This window comes from Pectobacterium polonicum (assembly GCF_005497185.1).
GTDB lineage: Bacteria > Pseudomonadota > Gammaproteobacteria > Enterobacterales > Enterobacteriaceae > Pectobacterium > Pectobacterium polonicum.
This window is the reverse complement of sequence record NZ_RJTN01000013.1, coordinates 24,030-43,554: the sequence shown is the minus strand read 5'-3', so window position 1 is coordinate 43,554 and position 19,525 is coordinate 24,030. Positions and strand designations below refer to the sequence as shown.

Sequence of the window (19,525 nt, the reverse complement as noted above, 5' to 3'; positions counted from 1 at the left end):
GATATTTAATGAATGACCGTTCATTCATTTTGGTGCGAGAGTGTTTGTTTTACAAGTCCTCATTTTTGATATCGCTTTTCCCGCGAGATAAAAACGCACTCCTTACTCCTGCACGACAGGTCAGAAAAGGCAGGTCTGGCATGGAGAAAAAAAGCGCGCTAAAGTGCGCCCATTAATAATAGTCAGGATCAACCATGACGAATGACAATGTGACCTATCACAAACTCATCACTGCCGCTGCCGCTTGTTTTGCTGAGAAGGGTTTTAACGCAACCAGCATAAAAGAAATTGCTACACGTGCCGGCATAAGTCAGGGGGCGATGTATACCTACTTCAAAGGGAAGGGTGAACTGATCTCCGCAATCGTGTTAGAAGAACAAAGGTCAGCGCTTGCGGCTCAGGCATTGTCTCATTCGGGTTCGTACCTGAATTGTCTTTGTACTTTGCTTGAGTCATGCATCAGTGATGTGGGCTATCCTGCCTCACACCATCTTTGGGTGGAAATTATTGCTGAATCAGCCCGCAATCCGTCCTTACGTGAAACCTTCATTACGAGTGATAAGGCAATGCGTGATGGGATAGGAAAAATAATAGCAAAGGGCGTAGAAGCGGGAGAATTCAGTAATAGTATTAACATCGAAGAGACCACGATTATGCTTTTTTCAATCATCGATGGTCTTATCGGTCGGAAAGCGATAAATAAAGGTTTTTCACCCGAAAAAGATTTGCCTTCCTTTCGTCGGGTGATCGAGAAAATTTTACGTTAAGCGGAAACGTGGCGCGGATTTGCGCCCGTTAGATCGGATTCCAGCGATTTTTAAGATAATTAACCGCGTCTTGGGTCTGTGGTTGATTGAGATAATTCTCTCTGAACAGAATCGTGCCATTAATATGTGGCGTAGACTCGTTCAAATCGAGCTGCTTTTTCAGCTCTGGCACGCCGCCCTTTATCATCCAGTCTGGCTCATTCTTTGACGGCTCACCCACTTTATACAGTGCCACACCAATATAAAGGCGCGTACTCGTAGGTTTCACCACATCCGCCCACCATTTTGCTAACACATCGTAGCGAGCAGCATCACGTGCGAAGGGCCAGTATATCTGCGGGGCAATGTAATCCAGCAACCCTTGTTGCACCCACAGGCGCGTATCGGCATAAGCTTCATCGTAAGCCGCCGCGCCTCGCGTGTCGGAACCTGCCGAATCGTGTGATCGGTTGCGCCATACACCCGCAGGGCTAACGCCGAATTCAACCTCGGGTTTCAACTGCTTGATGGTACGCGAAACCTGCTCGATCAGTTGTTGAGTATTGTGTCGCCGCCAGTCTGCTTTTGAGCCAAATCCTTGACCATATCGTTTAAAGGTTTCGCTATCGTTAAGCGTTGAGGTCGATGATTCAGCATAGAAGTAGTCATCAAACTGCACGCCGTCAATAGCATAGCTCGCAACCACTTCGGCCACGATACTGGTGATCCAGCTTCGCGCTTCTGGGATGCCGGGGTCGAGTACAAAGCGATCGCCCGCAGTGCGGACCCAGTCACGGTGCAACACAAATACGCTGGCTGGATTCTGTGACAATGTACGGTTTAGTTCCGTCACGGTTCCTTGCTTGGTATTAACGGATACACGATAGGGATTAAACCAGGCATGGACTTTCATACCACGCTTGTGCGCTTCATCCAGCATGAATTGAAGCGGATCGTAGCCAGGAGCCTCACCAATATTGCCAGTCAACATATCTGACCAGGGCAATATTTTAGAGGGCCAAAGCGCAGTGCCATCAGGCTTAACCTGGAAAAATACGGTATTGATACCGAGGCTTTTCAATTTATCCAGCTTGCCTTTCAGTGCGTCCTGCTGCTGAGTTATGCGGCTAGCAGGGCTGCTGACATTGACGGATGCCACCGGTGGCCAATCCAGGCGGGAGACGGTCGCCAGCCAGACACCGCGCATGGGTTCCTTATTCTGCTGAGATTTCGCCGGAAGCGGCTGTTTAGCAGGAGGAAGCGGGGTGACAAGCGAGCTTGGTGGTTTAGACGCGCAACTGACAAGTAGAAGCGCAGTAGCAATGAGTACGACTGGCTTTTTCACGTTGGTTAGCTCTTATTTCTGCGACTATTAGCCCATGGGTCAACGGTGCTATTATCTGGTTTTACAGGAGCGGAACCGTCCAGAGAATCAAGATACAGTGCTTCAACTTCGGCACGAGCCCAAGGGGTCCGGCGCAGAAACTTTAAACTGGATTTGACGCTTGGATCGCTTTTAAAGCAATTGATGTTGATCAGTTTACCCAGCTCAACCCAGCCAAAACGGGCAACCAGCGCATTGACTTGCATTTCAAGCGTTACGCCATGTAAAGGGTCTTTAGAAATATGAGCTGTCATGTAACGTCCGGTAGTTTCAGATTTTTGTGTTCAGGGTTGAGCTTGTAGTAAGGAAGGTTACAAGAAAGCGGGGCGGCCAGCAATGATCCAAGCCGCGACACCATCGCTATGGGTATGAACCAGCGTACTGTTTTAATTGCAAATCTTGAGTAACAAGGCTGCAATCAGCGTGGGAATAAGTCATGAAAATGTCCAAAGATATAGTGAATGCGTTGAATATTATCTCTGACTGGTTGGCCGTAGATGATTTTACGGAGAGTCAGGAAATAGAGGCTGATCTGCTCATCATCGCCGGGCATGCTGTGATACCCAATATCATTGGTGCCTTGAATTTTGCCTCTGACGCAAAGCTACCTATGTTAATTAGCGGCGGCGTAGGTCATTCAACAGACCTTCTTCGTCATGAAATAGAAAGAAACGTAATCACCACCGGATTAGGTATTGAAACAAAAGGGAAAAGTGAAGCTGAAATCATCGCATCTCTGGCAACAAAACTTTTCAACATACCTCAGGAAAACATTTATATCGAAGGGACTTCAACAAACTGTGGGGCTAATGCAACCCTGAGCCGCAAATTGATCGTGGATCATGGAATAGAGGTGAAATGCGCAATCCTTGTACAGGACCCACTAATGCAACGGCGAACTTATGAGTCGTTTATGCATAGCTGGAGCCAAAGCAATTTGCCATGCACATTTATTAACTGGCCCATTTTGAGTCCACGATTAGTTATCGTCAGTGGTAAACCCCATATAATCGGCGGACATGTGCCTGGCATATGGACAATGGAACGTTACGTCTCAATGGCTTTAGGCGAAATAAAAAGACTATACGATGATGCTGATGGGTATGGCCCAAAAGGTGCGGGTTTCATTGGACACGTGGATATTCCAGATGCGGTATTAGAAGCATGGAACTACCTGAAGGTACATAAAGAGACGAGAGAGATAACTCGCTAAATGAGTACATGAAACAAACCTCATTATCGATATGAAGTAAGTGTACTCAGTGCCTAACGCAAGAAACGGGAGGGCTGTCAGAAATTACTAACATGTTGATTTGCTGGAAAGCGATGGCGGGATATGAAGTTATTTATCATTGTAGGTCATTTAACATAATACACATTATGCGAACCAATGGATAAACAGGAAGAAACTGGCCGTTCTACTGGGCAAATCCCCGCATCCACAAAACTCTTTTTCTGGCATCCACTGAAAATCATGCTGATATACATTGAATGGCGAGCGCTTGTTATTCATCGACAACGTCGCCATTCTTTCTTTACGCTATCCCCGCGTGAAATCAAAATATATTTTCTCGCCATCAATCATCAGGATCGTAACGTGCATTTTCCCATTCGGTAATAGTCTGATCGTATTAGGCGTTAGCGATTTATGATATGGGTGGCTGAACAGACTTGGTTTCTCTGAGTAGGCATAGCTATTAAAAGATAACGCATCATTTTCCCAATGCGCATTGTTATATAGATGATGCCAATTTTCATTGGCAGGCATATACAGATAAATCTGCCCATTTTTCCCTTGGCGGATTTCCAACTGAGTCACACCGTTATTCAGCCATTTGCCGATGTAATTAGCGAGATCTTTATGGTTGGGTATCTCTGGTGCGGGGATAAAATCGCTCTTTTGAAAAGCGGTTTCCCTGCTCCTATCCTTAGGTGTATATAAAAAACATAACGGCATGACCTTATCCACTTTCACATAGGAAAAGGTAAATTTCTCATCCACCACAGCCTGTTCCATCTTCATGACGCGAGACTTTAAATCTATTATTTTCAGTGTATTATTATTTCCAGGTGCGGTGAGGTGTAACAATTTCCCATGCTCATCGACAACGTAATCTGACGTTTCAACCCCTTCTTCAACGTTTGGTTTCTCACAGTTAAAAACGTGCAACAGCGCTTTTCCGCCTGCTCTAAACTCGACAACATTGGCAATACCATTTTTCAATGGCAACATCGCCCAGGTTCCAACCAGCGCGTTTTTATCGATGGATGCAGGAGACTGGGAACATGCGCTTAGAAGTGAGACAAGCAGCAATGTATTTAAAGATTTAACCATAAAACGTCCTGTTTATTTACGCTACGAATTTCATTGCCTAAATGGCAAAATCTGATGCTCTGGCCAGAATACGTTTGCTAAGAAAAGAAAAACCAGGCTGTCTTAATAAGATCCTGTTCTATCTCAAAAGCGGCAATGCTTTCTATTGGTTCAACTGAAAGCCCATGAATTAGCTCATGGTCAAATACTTTATTACCTAATACGGTACGTGACACCAGTTCAGCCCTCAGTTCTGGATTATTGAATCGGTTATTCACGTAAAACTCTCTCAGCGCCTCTTTTCCTTCCATTGACGGTGTTTCTGACGGCATGCGGTAGGCTTTGAAGTCTGGCGAAAAACATACCATGAAAGCATCTATATCATGTTCGTTATAAGCCTTAAACTGCGCTGCTACCACTAACTCTGGTGACATTACGTCCTCTCCATTATGCGTTTATATTCATCATGCTATTTACCTAAATAATCAAGTTAAAGACATGCGGTGTGATTTATCTGGGACTCTGTGTGTTTTCCTCTACAATGTATTTCCCAGCCCGCTTATCAGGTCCATTCCCATGCCCAGACTGACTCAGAAAGACATGACAGAAAGCGAACAACGTCAGCTTAAGACGTTACTCGATCAGGCGAGAAAAAAACAGGACCGTCCGCTAACCAACTCTGAAAGTAATCATATTAAAGACGATTACATCGATAAGCTGATGAAGGAACGTGAAGCCGTGGCAAAACAAGCCCGGGCAGAGAAGAAGAAAAATAAATTTAAACCTGACTCATCCACAACTTACGAATGGTCCGCGAATACAAATTTACGCGGCCGTCGCTAGCCACGCTGTAACACTAGACGTATTACCCGGCAACCTCAGAGTCGCCGGGTGATCGTGTTTCTTTTTATCTTAAAAGCGCATGAGGTAAAGCGTGCTGCTGTTCCAGTCGGAAATGCTCTATCGTTTGCGCCAGCAGCATGGACTGATCTTCCAACGAACTGGCTGCCGCAGACATCTGCTGTACCAACGCTGAGTTTTGCTGCGTGACACCATCCATTTCATTGACGGCGATCGTGACCTGACTTATGCCTTTCGCCTGCTCATCCGATGCAGTGACAATTTCACCGATAATACTTTGTACTGAACTGACGGCATGCGTCATATCCTGCATGGTTTTACCCGCATCATTCACCAGTTTAACGCCGCTTTCAACGCGCTGGCTGGATTCTTCGATCAAGGCGGCAATCTCTTTCACCGCACTGGCGCTGCGCTGTGCCAGACTGCGAACTTCCGATGCCACGACGGCGAACCCTCTACCCTGCTCTCCTGCTCGCGCCGCCTCTACCGCCGCGTTCAGCGCCAGAATATTGGTTTGGAAAGCGATACTGTTAATCATGGAGGTAATGTCGCCAATTTTCTTCGCGCTGTCATCAATCTGCGACATCGTCTGCACCACCTGACTAACCAGCGACTCACCGCGCTGGGCTATCTTCGTGGCATTCTCTGTCAACGTCGTGGCTTGATGGGCATTGTTGGCATTGTGTTTCACCGTGGCGGTGATCTCTTCCATACTCGCTGCCGTTTGTTCCAGTGCGGCGGCTTGCTGCTCCGTACGTGAGGCCAGATTGAGGTTGCCGCTGGCAATTTCCGCGGCACCTTGTCGCACGGAATCACTGGCATCTTTGATCTGTCCAACCACCTGGCGCAGCTGTGATTGCATCGTATGCAGTGCGAAGAACAGGCTGCTGCGATCGTCGGTTCTCACGTCAATCACATTACTCAGTCGCCCTTCAGCAACAGACAGCGCGATAGTTGCGGCTTCAAGCGGCTCACCACCGATCGGTTTAAGCACTTTACGGCTGAATACCCAGCCCAGCAGTGCACTTACCAACAGAATGCTGATCACCATCATGATCACCGCGTTCATTAGCTGGCGCTCAGACGCGGCCATCACCTGACTCACTGGCGCAACAATCCCCAGATACCATTTCTCCGTACTGTTGCCGATGGTGACAGGCTGCCAGGTCACCAGCGCCTGTTCGCCCAGAATCGCATCGTCGTGCTGTACCACTGAAGACGTAAAATTGTCAGTCGGTCCTTGCCAAGCTTTGCTCGTTTGGGATTTGTCAGGATAAGAGATGACTTTACCGGCGCTGGATAGCAGCATCGCGTAGCCGCCGCCTTCCCAAGGCTTAATCTGATTAACTTTTTGCTGCAATGACGCAAGAGAAATATCGGAAGTGACGACACCCCACAGTTTTCCCTGACTGACAATCGGTGCTGCGACTGATGTCAGTAACGTTGGGACGCCATTATAAGCATAGGTGTAGGGTTCAATTAGCGTGTCTTTCTGGCTCTTTTGTGGCAGCAGATAGTAATCGCCCTGGCCGGGAGTCAGATAAGAAAGCAGAGGATGCATCGTGTAATTGCCAGACTGATCGCGGTCAACAAACCAGGCATAGCGACCTTTCGGAGCCTGACCCGGTTGCTCGGCAAACTCAGCATCACGCCCGTCAAACACATTTTCTTCAAAAATGACTGAAACCGAGAGGTATTCCGGGTTATCCCGCAAGGCATATTCCATCATTTTATCGACCACCGCGCGGTCTTTAATGCCTGCGGATGGTAAAGCGACTAGCCCTTGCCCGAGGTTATGAGCCACATCACGAGCGTAGTTGAGTTCTTGTTGAATTCTCAAGGCTTCGCTTTGGGCTATTTGCTGTAAATAGCGCTCGGCCAGAGACTTTTGTTCACGACTAGACTGCCAGCTGAGCACACCGATGGTGACAGCGAAACCGAGTGCGATGGTGAGTGCGCCAGTTAACAATACCTGGGCGCGGGTGCTCATTGTCTTTTTTTGTATTAATTGTTTGGCCATTATGGCTCTCCTGGTGTTGACCCTTATCGTAATCAACATTCCCTTGCAATGAGTTCCCTGCTACTTGTCTATCGGCGTTTTTTTTTTGAACTTTAGCGGTGCAGGAATGAACAAGGGATAAGAGCCGGAGGCCAACGATCGTCGGAGATCGTTTTTACGTCATAGGTTTAGCCGCAGTCTGACGATGAGGTAGGCACTAGACTTTTGTGCATGTTAAAACCGGTAATCTGGAATCCCTGTTTTTCATATAACGCCTTGGCGACCGGGTTATGCGTAGCGACTCTCAGCCCGATTTCACAAATACCTAACGCCGCGAGCGCCACGTCCATCGCGGCCAGTGAGGCTTTACCAAAACCTCGGCCACGCCACGCTGGCAGAAGGATAAAATCGGATACCCAGGCCGAATTTCCGTTCAGAACTACCCACAAATAGCCAATGCTGACATCTTCATTATTTAAAGACTGAATGGACCATAATTTATTGGCTGGCGTATGAGTACCCTGCGGTAGCGCAATATCGATTGATTGCGTGGCAATCGCCCTCGCCTTTTCCACGTCATATCCTCGGGACGCTTGTAAATCCTGAGCATATTCAAGAATGAAGAACTGGCGATAGTTGGGATAATCCAACTCGGTGATATCCGTTAAATTTACCATTACGTTCGCTTTCCTAGATTGGAGTGACGGCCAGACTCACTGCTGTTATTTAATATTGGTGGCCATCACGTAATTTATTTTCAACATAATCAACATGGTGACACAGACTGCACGGTTCCGATAATACGAAATGGAACCGTGCAAAGACGTCAGGATGGCGTTTCAGATGCCGTACTGGCTCCCCGATCGCGGGCGGCAGAAGAACAAATAAAAGCCAGAATCACCATGGCAAGCACGGGTAACATCGCGATGCGCAACCCCGCCACCTCGCCAAGAAAGCCCAATGCAGGCGGCCCCACGAGAAAAGCAAAGTAACCCAATGTTGCGGCAATCGTGACGCGAACGGCACTGTTTTCTCCACTTCCTGCGGCAGAAATCGTGAGTGGGAATCCCAATGAGGCCCCAATTCCCCAGAAGATAACCGCAGCGGCAGCCAATAATGGAGCATCAGAGAAGATCACCAGCGCCAGCCCCAGTGCGGCGGAAGCGGCACTGAATCGGAGGACATTGACCTTACCGAAGCGATCGACAAAATATCCTCCGGCAAAACGACCCAGCGTCATACCTGCCGTAAACCCGACATAAACCAACGTTCCTGTCGTGTGGCCGAAGTTGTGGCCATCGATCATCAGTAACGGCAGCCAGTCGTTGGCAGAGCCTTCTGCAAGCGCCATCGCAAGAATAACCACGCCAAGAATCAACAAGCGGCGGTCTTTAAGTTCGTTAAAAACCTGGGTTTTGTAATTCCCTTTATCTTCTTGCTCAGAACTGGCTAGATCGCTCAGCCATGGCATTTGGCGCATCAGCAAAACCGCGGTAAGTATCGACAGTGCAACTACCGCGACAAAATGCAGCGTTGTATTAACGCCGAACGCCGTCATCGCCATCCCAGCCAGTGCACCAACCAGCGTTCCCAGGCTAAAGAAACCGTGTAACGTTGTCATCAGGCTTTTCTTCAGATGTTGCTCAAACGCCGCGCCTTCAATGTTGATGGCGATATCAACCAACCCAACGCCTGCACCGAAAATCAGCAGTCCCATAAAGGCACCCGGTGTGATCCGAATAGACAGCGAAACGGCAAGCACAAGTAGCCCAAACAGAAGCAGTAGAAATCCACCGGCCATGGTTTTACGGATGCCGAGGACGTTAATCACTTTACCCGCCCCCAATACGCCGAGCATGGAACCACATGAAAAACCGAACAGGATCATACCCATGGTTTCCGTTGAGGCATTCAGCACATCTCGCATCACGGGAGTTCGGGTCACCCAGGTTGCCCACGTAAAACCGGGAATGAACATCAGTCCGAACAGTGCGAATTTATTGATCGCGGATTTTGTAGTCATAGTTCTCGTCGTCTTTATTTAAATCAATTCGTACATATGTACGAATAACTATCGCACGAATATACGCCGCTTTGCACCTGTTTCATTACGTTCTTTTTTTCATGGGAAGACGTCTGGCAAGATCGCGCCAGACGGTATCAGGATGTCAGTTTTATCACCGTATTGAGAATATCTTCGCGGCCGACGGCTTCATTATTGAGATAGTTATGGATCGTATATCCTTCAATCACCGCATCCAGCGAACACGCGGTCGCAATACTGAAATGGAGGTGAAGTGATTTTCTGCTGCGCGTCATCCACTCCTGCAATATCAGCCGATACTCTTCTTTGCGCGATGCCAGCGCGTACAGTTCAAAGCTCAATGTCAGATGCCGCGGCGTCGCCCAGATATCGCCACAGATCAGATCAACCACCGCTTCGCGCGCGCTCTCGATGTCTTTTGCCTGTTTGAGACGGACTCGGAATGCGTGTGATATGCCATCAACCATGTAAACGAACGCGTTGTTCAGCAGCAGTTCAATACTGCTATAGCGATAGGTCAGCGTCCCCGGCGACAGCCCTGCCTGTTGCGCAATTTTTCGGTAGGTTGCCCCTCGCACGCCATGATCCAGTATGACTTCCAGCGCAGCCTCAAGAATTCTGTGTTGTGTATCTTTGCCATCATGCGTTGCATCGAGTGATGGTGACATTGTTCTATTCCCCCTTTTAGCTGGCAATGCTGACGATCGTAATCTTTATAATAAAAAAGCCGCCAGTGAGTTCGGTTCCCACTGGCGGCTTATGGTAAACGAAAAGCGGTTTAGCCTCTCAATTTACTGTGATATTCACCTTTCAAGGTGTTGATTTCTGCGAGCGCCGCTTTCGCTTCACTCAGTTTACCAGCATCCGCTAGAGCCTGCGCGCTGTCGACTTTTTGCAAAATCTTATCCAGACCTTCCACATAGGCTTTTCTGTCTGGGCCATCCGCAGGCTGCTTGGCGAAATCAGGCGGCACCTGTGTTTTAGCATTCACAACATGCTCACGGAATGTGCTCAGCGCTGTTTTCAACGTTGTAGCGTCGTCCGCTTTAGTCGCGGCAGTATAACTTTTTTGCATACCGCGCATGTCTTCCGACACGGTCGCATTTGCTAAAACAGGTGTCAGCAAACTACCGGCCAACAGTACAGAAAAACAGATCTTGGTCATTCTATTCATCTTGAACTCTCGCTTGTGTTCCATAGCACGACATACTCAAAGAATCTGGCCACCGTAGCCGGCCAGCCCAATATTGCTTTTGTTATTTATATTGCCTACAACACCACGACCAGATTACACCGTAATGGCAATTCTGATTTTATGGTTATTATCGTAAAGATGTTAAATTATTTTTAATCATTTTGCTGTTTTTGATTGGGTGAATGTAAAAAGGCCCACCAGTATCGCCTGGCAAGCCCTTTCATCGCCCCCGTATGTCGTCACGCTCAGTCGTTAGTTCAACTGATAGTCCAGTGTAATTTCGGCCTTGAGCACTTTTGACACGGGGCAGCCCGCTTTCGCTTTTTGAATAATCTTATCGAACGCGGCTTCATCAATCCCCGGTAGTTTCACCGTGCTGTGAAGCGCGATGTTAGTAATCGCAAATCCACCATCGACTTTATCCAGCGCCACATCCGCCGTCGTATCAATCGACTCGGGTTTATGGCCTTCTTCGCCTAACATCAGCGAGAGCGCCATAGAGAAACAGGCCGCATGCGCCGCGCCAATCAGCTCTTCCGGGTTCGTGCCAGGTTTACCCTCAAAGCGGGTATTGAAGCCATATGGTTGCTGCTGCAATGCCCCGCTTTCTGTTGAAACCGTGCCCTTTCCCTGCTTGATATCACCTTCCCAATGCGCTTGCCCTTTCTTATGAATAGTCATGCAATCTCCTCGTTATGCAACTCGAATTATTTGGGGTATAGATTAGCCATTGGCAGCTATCTGAGTTGAAGCGTAAGTCATGCCCTTTAAACCGTAGAACATATTTGATATAAATCCAAATCGATTATTCTATTCACATAATGATTTTACCGTATATAAATAAAGTCAGTGATATATTCACTGCTTTCTTATTTTAAGATAAAACTGATTTACCTATTTATACAAACCCTGAATTATCGATGGGTCAAAGCGATGGATTTTAAGAAAATGGAATTCTGTTTTGGCGCATTTATTTTTACGACTCAACTATGTTATTACTCTTGAATCATATTGGATGTGAAACATGAATAAAATAACCTCATTAGCGTTGTCCGCATTATGCATTATTCCTCTGATTAATACCGCTCACGCCCAGTGGGAACTGGACGATATCTGTTACGGCTACGCTACCGCAACGGGCTCTGGGTATCAGGGCGGAGCACTCTTATTGGACCCTATTCCACAGGATATGGAGATCACCGCGTTAAACCGGAGCCAACTGGATTATCGCGGTATTAAAGCGTCGCTGGCTGGAGCTTACCTGAAAGTGAATGGTCCAAAAGGCAGCACGGTGGTTTATGTCACGGATCTTTATCCAGAAGGTGGAGATTGCGCATTAGATTTATCGTTTAATGCATTCGAGAAAATAGGCAATCTGCAAGATGGGAAAATTAATATCGACTGGACGTTGATCGAAGCGCCGGTCAATGGCAACGTTATTTATCGTATAAAAGAGGGTTCAAACCCTTACTGGGCAGCGGTACAATTTAGGAATGTAAAATATCCGGTTATTGAAATGAAATATATGCGCAATAACCAATGGATTGCTGCACAAAAAACCGATTACAACCACTTTATTGTGGAGCACGTCGGAATGAACGATATTCCCATTGAATTTACCGATGTGAAAGGCAACGTCCTCAGTGATACGCTGCCGCCGATGTCACAAAGCACTTCATCTGCGTACCTGATCACGGGCAACGTCCAACTGTAATCACTCAAAACCTTGAGGGAAGCTGACACTACGCAGCATCCCTCATTTCTGCCAGATTGCGATTGACGCAGTAGACACTTTTTTTCAGCATTTTCATCGTATTATCTGGATGTTGTCCATTCTTCGTAAGTCCGCATCTCGCTTCCCACTTTTTCTATTGCCCAAATATTTGTTAGTTTTATCACTTCTTTAAGCGTTTGATTCGCCATCATTCGCACTACAGTATACCCTGTCGCAGATTACATTCTATTTTCTGCTTTAGGCATCATTACAAAAGGTCTCTTTTGCGTGGCAAAATTATTTTTACGTAGTGGAAGTTTGGATGATTTTCTGGCGCTGGGTGAGAACGGGCAGCCAGTTTATGCATCAGCACTTCAATTGCGGGAAACGTTACGTCTCAGAAAACAGCAGCAAATTGCCGATTGTCTGGCGATTCCTCAACCCAACGAGCATGGCGACCGTATTGACTGGTATGCGCCAATTGACGGTAAAGTCACCTCCTGGATTGCTGCCAGTGAAGAAGAACGAGAAAAGGCGCTGTCGTTACTGGAAACCTATCAAACCGCGGTTGCCGACATCAGCCTGCGTGCGCAAAATGCAGAGAAAGCCGGGCAGAAACTTTTCGGTGTCCTGCTGGCAAAAGCGATACAGTTCCCCGGTGCAAACCACGTCTATCTGGTTGATGGCAAACCCGTTTTAACGTTCTGGGGCTTCGTTAATCTCGATAAGAAATCCCGTCTTGATGCGTTAGACTGCCTGCGCCCTGTCATCAAGGACGCCGAGCCGCTTGTGATAACACCGACTCCCGTAGCAAGCGTACCAACGCTTCCATTGATTGACCCTGAACCCGAGCCAGAACCACAGCCTATCGCTCAGTCCGAGTCCGTCGAGCCGACACCAGCGCCTAACGTCGCGGCAACGTTGCCCGCTCGCACGCCATTCTTCCGTCTGTGGTGGCTGTTACCTGCCGCCGCACTGTTAGCTATTTTGGCATTACAAATACGTGGCTGCGTGTCAGGACAAGACGACAAACCGACATCCGACCAGGCTGCAACGGTCAAGCAGGAAAAACGTGCATTGCCCGCCTCTACACCGGCTGAACCCACACCGCCACCCGCCCCACCTGTCGTAGAAAAAGAGATCGTAAAAACCGTTGAGCCACCCGTTTCGGCTCCGCCGATTGTAGAGGCAGTCAAACCAGAAGCCCCTGCGGTTGTTGAATCCAAAGAGCCTGTTACACCATCGGTTGAACCTGTTATCGAACCAGTGCCAGCACTTCCTGCGGGCCGGGATGACCTGGTGATGCCGGCAGATGCGGTGAAAATCGGTTCTATCAAATTCCTGAACGGCAACTGGCGCGTTATTGTTGATGGAAAAGCCCCAATTACCGGAAGGCCACCTAGCCTGCGCTACCAAATCCAAAATGGCAAAGGGACTGCGCGTATCACCCATGGTGACGGTGTCACGTGTCGTGCCAATGTTGAGGCGGGATTAATGGGCTCTGGCAATCTGATCATCAATAGTCGTTCTGGTGCACGCTGTTCCGATAATTCTCGTTTCCAAATGCCGGAACTGGTCTGTAAACAAGGTGCATCTGGCACCGCTGCGGAGTGTATTGGTCGTTATGACGCAGACACCGTTTTCCCGATGACGATAAAGCGCGAGAGTAAATAATCATGCTGGCGACGATTACCGATTATAAACAACGCATTACGTTGATTCAGGACAGCGGGATTCAGTTTTTGGATTTTGCGTTAAAGCCGCAGTTTTTAGCTGAACAGCCTAGCTGCTATGTGCGTAAAAGTGCCAATGGCCCTTTACTACACCTGCTCTACGATGAACACTCGGACAAATACCTGCTACCTTCTGCAACCGGTATGCAACCGGAAGTCGTGAAGCCTGAGTTGAGTATTTCGCTTGAGCAATCGCTTAAGCTGTTGGAAAAAGTCTGGCTGCCACTGCCCTTCTTCCGTTTCAATCCGCCGCGTACTTTTATGGGCGGTCCTGACAACTGGGCGCGGATGCAGATCCTCACTTTAGATACGCCCGATCAGGACGGCAACACGCACCGCATTTGTTTAGCGTTCGATACCAAAACCTATCCCGAAGGCCACGAGTACGAGTCCCTGGCACCGAATGCCAATGACATCAAAACGGGTGGAAATTTCGCGTTGGCTTATCACAGCGATGAACTGGGTGAATTCCTCGATGAAACCTGGGTTGACGGGTGGCTGCGTGAAGTCTTTACTCAGCAGGTTAAAGTGCAGGAAAACCGCGATAGTCACGATGTGAAAGTGGCGCTCAGGGGATTTGAATATCAGGCACACTATTTGAATGTGTTGGATATGCTGGGCAACCAGCTCGAAATACCCGAAATACGCATCAATACCAGCACGTTGCAGGAACCCGCGGTCAACGTTGACCTGATTTTGGATGTGGGCAACTCGCACACCTGCGGCATTCTGGTGGAAGATCATGCTGATGAAAGTAACGGCCTGAAGCAGACCTATGAGCTGCAACTGCGCGATCTGAGTGAACCGCACTATCTGTATAATGAACTGTTTGAGAGCCGCGTCGAGTTTTCACAGGCAAAATTCGGCAAGGAAAACTTCTCCGTAGAAAGCGGTCGTGATGACGCCTTCATTTGGCCGTCGATCACCCGCGTTGGGCGTGAGGCTAGCCACATGGCGTTGCTGCGTCAGGGAACGGAAGGATCGAGCGGTATTTCCAGCCCGCGTCGTTACCTGTGGGATGAAGAAAGCTATGCACCAGGCTGGCGCTTCAGCCAGACGGACGCCCATTCGCAGACCGAACCGTTAGCGACTGCCATGCCGCTGACCATCATGCTGAATGATGAAGGTCAACCTCTCTACAATCAGCCGCTGGATGAGCGTTTACCGGTATTTTCACCGCACTACAGCCGCAGCTCGATCATGACCTTCATGCTCTCTGAACTGCTGGCACAGGCGCTCATGCAGATGAATAGCGCCGCTCAGCGGTTGAAGATGATCCACAGCAGCGCACCGCGCCAGCTGCGTAATATCATTTTGACGTTGCCTTCTGCGATGCCGAAGCCTGAACGTGAAATTTTCCGCCGCCGGATGCATGAAGCGATCGCGCTGGTCTGGAAAGCGATGGACTGGCATCCGATGGATGACGATTTCACCACCCCTGCCGACAAGCAACAGAGCCGGGTTCCGGTTCCTGACGTGCAAATAGAATGGGATGAAGCGACCTGCGGACAGATGGTTTATCTGTATAACGAAGCACAGGTGAATTTTGGCGGTCGAGCGGAAGATTTCTTCGCCAGCATGGCGCGACCGGATAAAGAACTCGACGAAGGCGAACCCGTAGGAAAAACGCTGCGCATTGCCTCAATCGACATCGGTGGCGGCACCACCGACCTCGCCATTACGCAATATCTGCTCGATGACGGTGTGGGCAACAACGTTAAAATCATTCCACGCCTGCTGTTCCGCGAAGGCTTTAAGGTCGCGGGCGATGATATCCTGCTGGACGTGATTCAGCTCTATATCCTTCCCGCGCTACAGGCCGCGCTGAAAACAGCAGGATTGGCCAGCCCGGATGCGCTGATGGCAAAACTGTTCGGCAATGAAGGCCGTATGGACGCGCAGCTTACGCTACGCCAGCAGGTAACGTTGCAGGTCTTTATCCCGATCGGTCGCGCGATTCTGGAAGCCTATGAGCGCTTTGATCCGCTGGATACCAGCGTCGAGATCGAATCCACCTTCGGCGAATTGTTGGAACAGGCACCGACAGGTAAAGTGCTGGAATACATCAATACGGAAGTGCAGCGCGAGCTGCCGGTTAGCGATATCGTATTCGATATTTTGCAGGTGCCGCTCATCCTCAAACTGAACAAGCTGCACGGCGAATTCCTGTCTAACAAAATGAATATCACGCAGAATCTGCGCCTGATGTCTGAAGTGGTATCGCTGTATTCCTGCGATGTGCTGCTGCTCACCGGCCGTCCTTCGCGTTTCCCTGGGATTCAGGCGCTGTTCCGCCACCTGCAACCGCTGCCGATTAACCGGATGCTGTCACTGGATGGCTATCACACCAACGACTGGTATCCGTTTAACAAACGTGGGCGTATCGATAACCCGAAATCCACTGCGGCCGTCGGTGCGATGTTGTGCCTGCTGGCGCTCGATCTGCGCTTACCGGGCTTTTACTTTAAGGTCGGTGATTTTCAGCCATACTCTACGGTGCGCTACCTCGGCATGATGGACAGCAATAACGCACTGACGCTGGATAACGTGTATTACAGCGATATCGATCTGGATGCGCCGGATTTCGTGCTTGACCCGAAACATAGCTTCCAGGTACGCGGTTCACTCTGCCTCGGTTTCCGTCAGTTAGACAACGAACGCTGGCCCGCCTCCTCGCTCTATATGCTGTCGATCGTCGATCAGGATTTAGCCCGCAAGGTTGTCGGCGACAGTAAACTGCGCGTCCGGTTAGCCGTAACAAAAAGCGACGATCAGGACAGCCCCGAACGCTTTGAAATTGCCGATGCAGTGCTGGAAGATGGCACTCGCGTGCCGCCCCATCATTTACGACTTAAATTGAACACATTATCCGCTAACGGTTCAGGAGCGACCCATTATTGGATCGATAGTGGGAGTGTATTTAAAAAATGAAACGATTAACGCCTAAACAGCTTTCCACCCGACTTCACGGCCAGCTACAGGCCGTTACACAAGGTGTCGAACAAGCCATCGACTGGGTTGAAACCACGCGTCAGAACGCCCCGCGTCTGGATATTGAAGCTGACCGCCTGATCGTCAAATTGCGCCGTAATTACAATAAAGCGCAGCACCTGTCCAATGTGGCGCAGAAAGAGATTGCCATCGGCTTTTTTGGCCTGTCTCAGGCGGGGAAAAACTATCTGATCGCATCACTGGCCGGGGGAGAAAACGGCAAGCTGGAAACCTCGTTTGAAGGGCAACAGCTGGATTATATCGATCATATTAACCCGTCTGACCGAGCCGCTGCGCTCGTCACACGCTTTAGCCGACAGTCTGGCGTGAAGAACAAATCGTTTCCCGTTCAGTTGCAACTCCTCAGCGAGTTGGATATCGGCAAGATCATGGCCAACGCGTTTTTGAACGATCTCAACCAAGAGACAACGTTCGAAGAGTTAGATGAACGTCATATCGCCGAGCATATTAAAACGCTGTTGATGCACCGTCAGCCAGAACCCGTAGAAGGGATGAGCCGCGACGAAGTGGTCGAACTCTGGGACTATCTCGCACGTCACGATAGCAAACGGCAGAAACAGCTGGAGGCACACTTCTGGCCAGTTGCGATTGAATTAGCCCCCTCTCTCACCGTTGATGACCGCGCCCAACTTTTCTCTGTGTTATGGGGTGAATTGAATTCGCTAACCGCTGCGTATCGCCATTTCAGTCACACGTTGCAACACCTGTCCGGTACGAGCAAGCTGCTAGCCCCGTTACGAACGTTGGTGGATGATGATTTGAATCCAGCGGACAGTTTGATCGACGGTTCCGCGCTGGAGTGTCTGCACAGCGCCGACGATCCCGGCGTGTTGGTGCGCCCAGTTCAGAATGGACGTGCAGGGAAGACCACAGAACTCTCGCTGGCTGAATTAACGATGCTGACCGCAGAGTTACTTGTCCCGCTGCACTTGCCTCCCAAAGAAGCATTGTTCGAGCAGGTCGATGTGTTGGATTTTCCCGGCTTTGGTGAAATCCGCGAAACGCGGGACGAGCCACCAGCAAAACGCCAACATATACCGTATCCGCTGGCCCACACGTTATTGCGCGCAAAACGCGCCTATCTGCTAGAGCGCTATACCGATAATCAGGAAATGAACGTACTGATGGTATGCAGCGCCGCTGGCGATCGTGGCGATGTTAAAGTGGTCGGTAAAGCCTTGGATCACTGGGTGAAACAAACGCAGGGCGAAAACGCGCAGGTTCGTAGCCACCGTAAACCGGGGCTGATTTGGGCGGTCACTCGCCACGATCGGCGTATTACGCACGGGCAAAACTACGATGCGGCGGTACAGCGCTATGTGGGTAACCCAGGTGATGCCTGGGGAACGATGCTGGCGATGGATAAGCGCGGTGTGGCGCGTATGGCAACGTGGTTGGGTGCCGAAGTCCACCGGGAAGTGAAGCTTGGGCGCATCGGTGAACAGCTCAACGAACTTCAGCGTGAACTCAGCGATAACCTGCTGGGGAACTGGTATCTACCCGTTGATGTTGACGATCCCGCGGAAAAACAGCGCATCGCAGAAACCTTGCTTAAATCGCTCCAGACCCGAACCGGCGTGCACGGCGAGTTGCTGGAACGTCTTTTGCCTTCGCGTGATGAGCTACGCCGTCTGTATCTGCAACAGCGAGGCGCAAGCTATGGCAGTTTTCTCACCGATGCCGAAGACCCTTCAGCTCCCTTGATCAATAGCGATCCGTTTGGTGTCGGGATCGAGATCGATCTCTTTGCCGATGAACCGATCGCGCTTGACCAACCTGCTGCGCCCGCCATTACCGTCGATCATGGCTATGAGGCGGACTATGCACACGGCGTTTATCGCTACTGGATTAACTACCTACGTGGCCTGCCGGAAAATGCCCCGCTCCTCGATCTGCTGAATGTGCCGAAATCAACGATCGAAATGCTGGTCGAAGAATTGATTACCGGCAGCATCCGTTTGCGGATCGAAGAAGCGTTGGTCGATATGTTGGTCGATGGTGAATCGTTGGGCATCAACCGCGAGAATAAAGCTGACCGTCAGGTTTCGCGCGTGCTAACTATTCTCGGGGACTTTGTTGCCTGGCTCGGTTTCCAGCAGCTTGATGAATCCCTGCGCCCTGCCAGCCGGATTAATCGCGGACATAAAATTTTCGCCAAGCCGGAAAAGCAGGCGGTCAGCTTTGGTGCTTCGCAGCGCCTCACCAAGCTATCACTCACGCCCACCAACAATACGGCGTTTTATATCTATGACTGGTTAGTTGGCTTGAATGAGATGATTATCCAGAATGCGGGTTATTCCGCTGCGCGCGAAGTCAGTGCTGAACAGCGCGAACAGTTGGGCACGATTCTGGCGTTAATTAAACCCGCCGAGAAATAATTTCCAGGCTATCGCTATTGATGTAGGAAACATGGCGTGACGTTGTCACTATCTTTCATGTCATGTTTCCTTTTTCTGCCACATTTCCCCTCCTAATGTACTTATCGCTCCCTTGTCATTCCTAAAAATCTTATTTGACGAATGG

The 19,525-nt window shown here is 49.5% G+C and carries 17 protein-coding genes; 7 read left to right on the top strand and 10 right to left on the bottom strand.

Going from position 1 to position 19,525, the window contains the following annotated elements; all coding sequences use genetic code 11:
- Positions 1-194 precede the first annotated feature (194 nt).
- Positions 195-767: a TetR/AcrR family transcriptional regulator gene (locus EDI29_RS13895; protein ID WP_137741357.1), complete on the top strand. Its 573-nt coding sequence runs from the start codon at positions 195-197 to the stop codon at positions 765-767.
- Between the two features lie 28 nt (positions 768-795).
- Here EDI29_RS13895 and EDI29_RS13890 read toward each other — a convergent pair whose 3' ends face one another.
- Positions 796-2,091: a glycoside hydrolase family 10-like protein gene (locus EDI29_RS13890; RefSeq protein ID WP_137741356.1), complete on the bottom strand. Its 1,296-nt coding sequence runs from the start codon at positions 2,089-2,091 to the stop codon at positions 796-798.
- A gap of 5 nt (positions 2,092-2,096) precedes the next feature.
- The gene (locus EDI29_RS13885) at positions 2,097-2,384 is read right to left on the bottom strand and encodes a VF530 family protein (RefSeq protein ID WP_137741355.1); all 288 of its coding nucleotides are present in this window, start codon (positions 2,382-2,384) and stop codon (positions 2,097-2,099) included.
- A 182-nt stretch (positions 2,385-2,566) separates the two neighbouring features.
- Here EDI29_RS13885 and EDI29_RS13880 point away from each other — a divergent pair, with 182 nt between their 5' ends.
- Positions 2,567-3,343, top strand: coding sequence for a YdcF family protein (locus tag EDI29_RS13880; protein WP_137741354.1), 777 nt, complete (start codon positions 2,567-2,569; stop codon positions 3,341-3,343).
- A gap of 327 nt (positions 3,344-3,670) precedes the next feature.
- Here EDI29_RS13880 and EDI29_RS13875 read toward each other — a convergent pair whose 3' ends face one another.
- Together EDI29_RS13875 and EDI29_RS13870 are read right to left on the bottom strand one after the other, a co-directional pair.
- Positions 3,671-4,465, bottom strand: coding sequence for a hypothetical protein (locus tag EDI29_RS13875; protein WP_137741353.1), 795 nt, complete (start codon positions 4,463-4,465; stop codon positions 3,671-3,673).
- 77 nt (positions 4,466-4,542) lie between these two features.
- The gene (locus EDI29_RS13870; RefSeq protein ID WP_137741352.1) at positions 4,543-4,878 is read right to left on the bottom strand and encodes a nuclear transport factor 2 family protein; all 336 of its coding nucleotides are present in this window, start codon (positions 4,876-4,878) and stop codon (positions 4,543-4,545) included.
- A 142-nt stretch (positions 4,879-5,020) separates the two neighbouring features.
- Here EDI29_RS13870 and EDI29_RS13865 point away from each other — a divergent pair, with 142 nt between their 5' ends.
- Positions 5,021-5,287, top strand: a complete 267-nt coding sequence (locus EDI29_RS13865; RefSeq protein ID WP_005968519.1) for a YjbD family protein — start codon at positions 5,021-5,023, stop codon at positions 5,285-5,287.
- A 64-nt stretch (positions 5,288-5,351) separates the two neighbouring features.
- Here the strand turns inward: EDI29_RS13865 and EDI29_RS13860 are convergent, their stop codons facing one another.
- The 6 genes from EDI29_RS13860 to EDI29_RS13835 all read right to left on the bottom strand — a co-directional run bounded on the left by EDI29_RS13860 (position 5,352) and on the right by EDI29_RS13835 (position 11,224).
- Positions 5,352-7,325: a methyl-accepting chemotaxis protein gene (locus tag EDI29_RS13860; protein WP_137741351.1), complete on the bottom strand. Its 1,974-nt coding sequence runs from the start codon at positions 7,323-7,325 to the stop codon at positions 5,352-5,354.
- A gap of 167 nt (positions 7,326-7,492) precedes the next feature.
- The gene (locus EDI29_RS13855) at positions 7,493-7,981 is read right to left on the bottom strand and encodes a GNAT family N-acetyltransferase (RefSeq protein WP_137741350.1); all 489 of its coding nucleotides are present in this window, start codon (positions 7,979-7,981) and stop codon (positions 7,493-7,495) included.
- Positions 7,982-8,130: 149 nt separating this feature from the next.
- Positions 8,131-9,327, bottom strand: coding sequence for an MFS transporter (locus EDI29_RS13850; RefSeq protein ID WP_137741349.1), 1,197 nt, complete (start codon positions 9,325-9,327; stop codon positions 8,131-8,133).
- 137 nt (positions 9,328-9,464) lie between these two features.
- On the bottom strand, positions 9,465-10,016 hold the full coding sequence (locus tag EDI29_RS13845) for a TetR/AcrR family transcriptional regulator (protein WP_137741348.1): 552 nt from the start codon (positions 10,014-10,016) through the stop codon (positions 9,465-9,467).
- Positions 10,017-10,126: 110 nt separating this feature from the next.
- Positions 10,127-10,522 (bottom strand): cytochrome b562, encoded by a 396-nt coding sequence (locus tag EDI29_RS13840; protein ID WP_107169523.1) that lies wholly within the window; start codon positions 10,520-10,522, stop codon positions 10,127-10,129.
- A gap of 273 nt (positions 10,523-10,795) precedes the next feature.
- Complete coding sequence (locus EDI29_RS13835) at positions 10,796-11,224, bottom strand: OsmC family protein (protein WP_137741347.1); 429 nt, start codon at positions 11,222-11,224, stop codon at positions 10,796-10,798.
- 343 nt (positions 11,225-11,567) lie between these two features.
- On the opposite strand from EDI29_RS13835, the gene EDI29_RS13830 reads away from it, so the two are divergent.
- The 4 genes from EDI29_RS13830 (at position 11,568) to EDI29_RS13815 (ending at position 19,380) form a co-directional block, all read left to right on the top strand.
- Positions 11,568-12,257 carry an expansin EXLX1 family cellulose-binding protein gene (locus EDI29_RS13830; RefSeq protein ID WP_137741346.1) on the top strand — a complete coding sequence of 230 codons (690 nt, stop codon included), beginning with the start codon at positions 11,568-11,570 and terminating at the stop codon, positions 12,255-12,257.
- A gap of 288 nt (positions 12,258-12,545) precedes the next feature.
- Complete coding sequence (locus EDI29_RS13825) at positions 12,546-13,931, top strand: SrfA family protein (RefSeq protein ID WP_137741345.1); 1,386 nt, start codon at positions 12,546-12,548, stop codon at positions 13,929-13,931.
- 2 nt (positions 13,932-13,933) lie between these two features.
- Positions 13,934-16,921, top strand: coding sequence for a virulence factor SrfB (locus tag EDI29_RS13820; RefSeq protein WP_137741344.1), 2,988 nt, complete (start codon positions 13,934-13,936; stop codon positions 16,919-16,921).
- A complete protein-coding gene (locus tag EDI29_RS13815; RefSeq protein WP_137741343.1) occupies positions 16,918-19,380 on the top strand; it encodes a putative virulence factor in 2,463 nt (820 codons plus the stop codon). The genes EDI29_RS13820 and EDI29_RS13815 overlap by 4 nt, the downstream gene beginning before the upstream one ends.
- Positions 19,381-19,525: the final 145 nt, after the last annotated feature.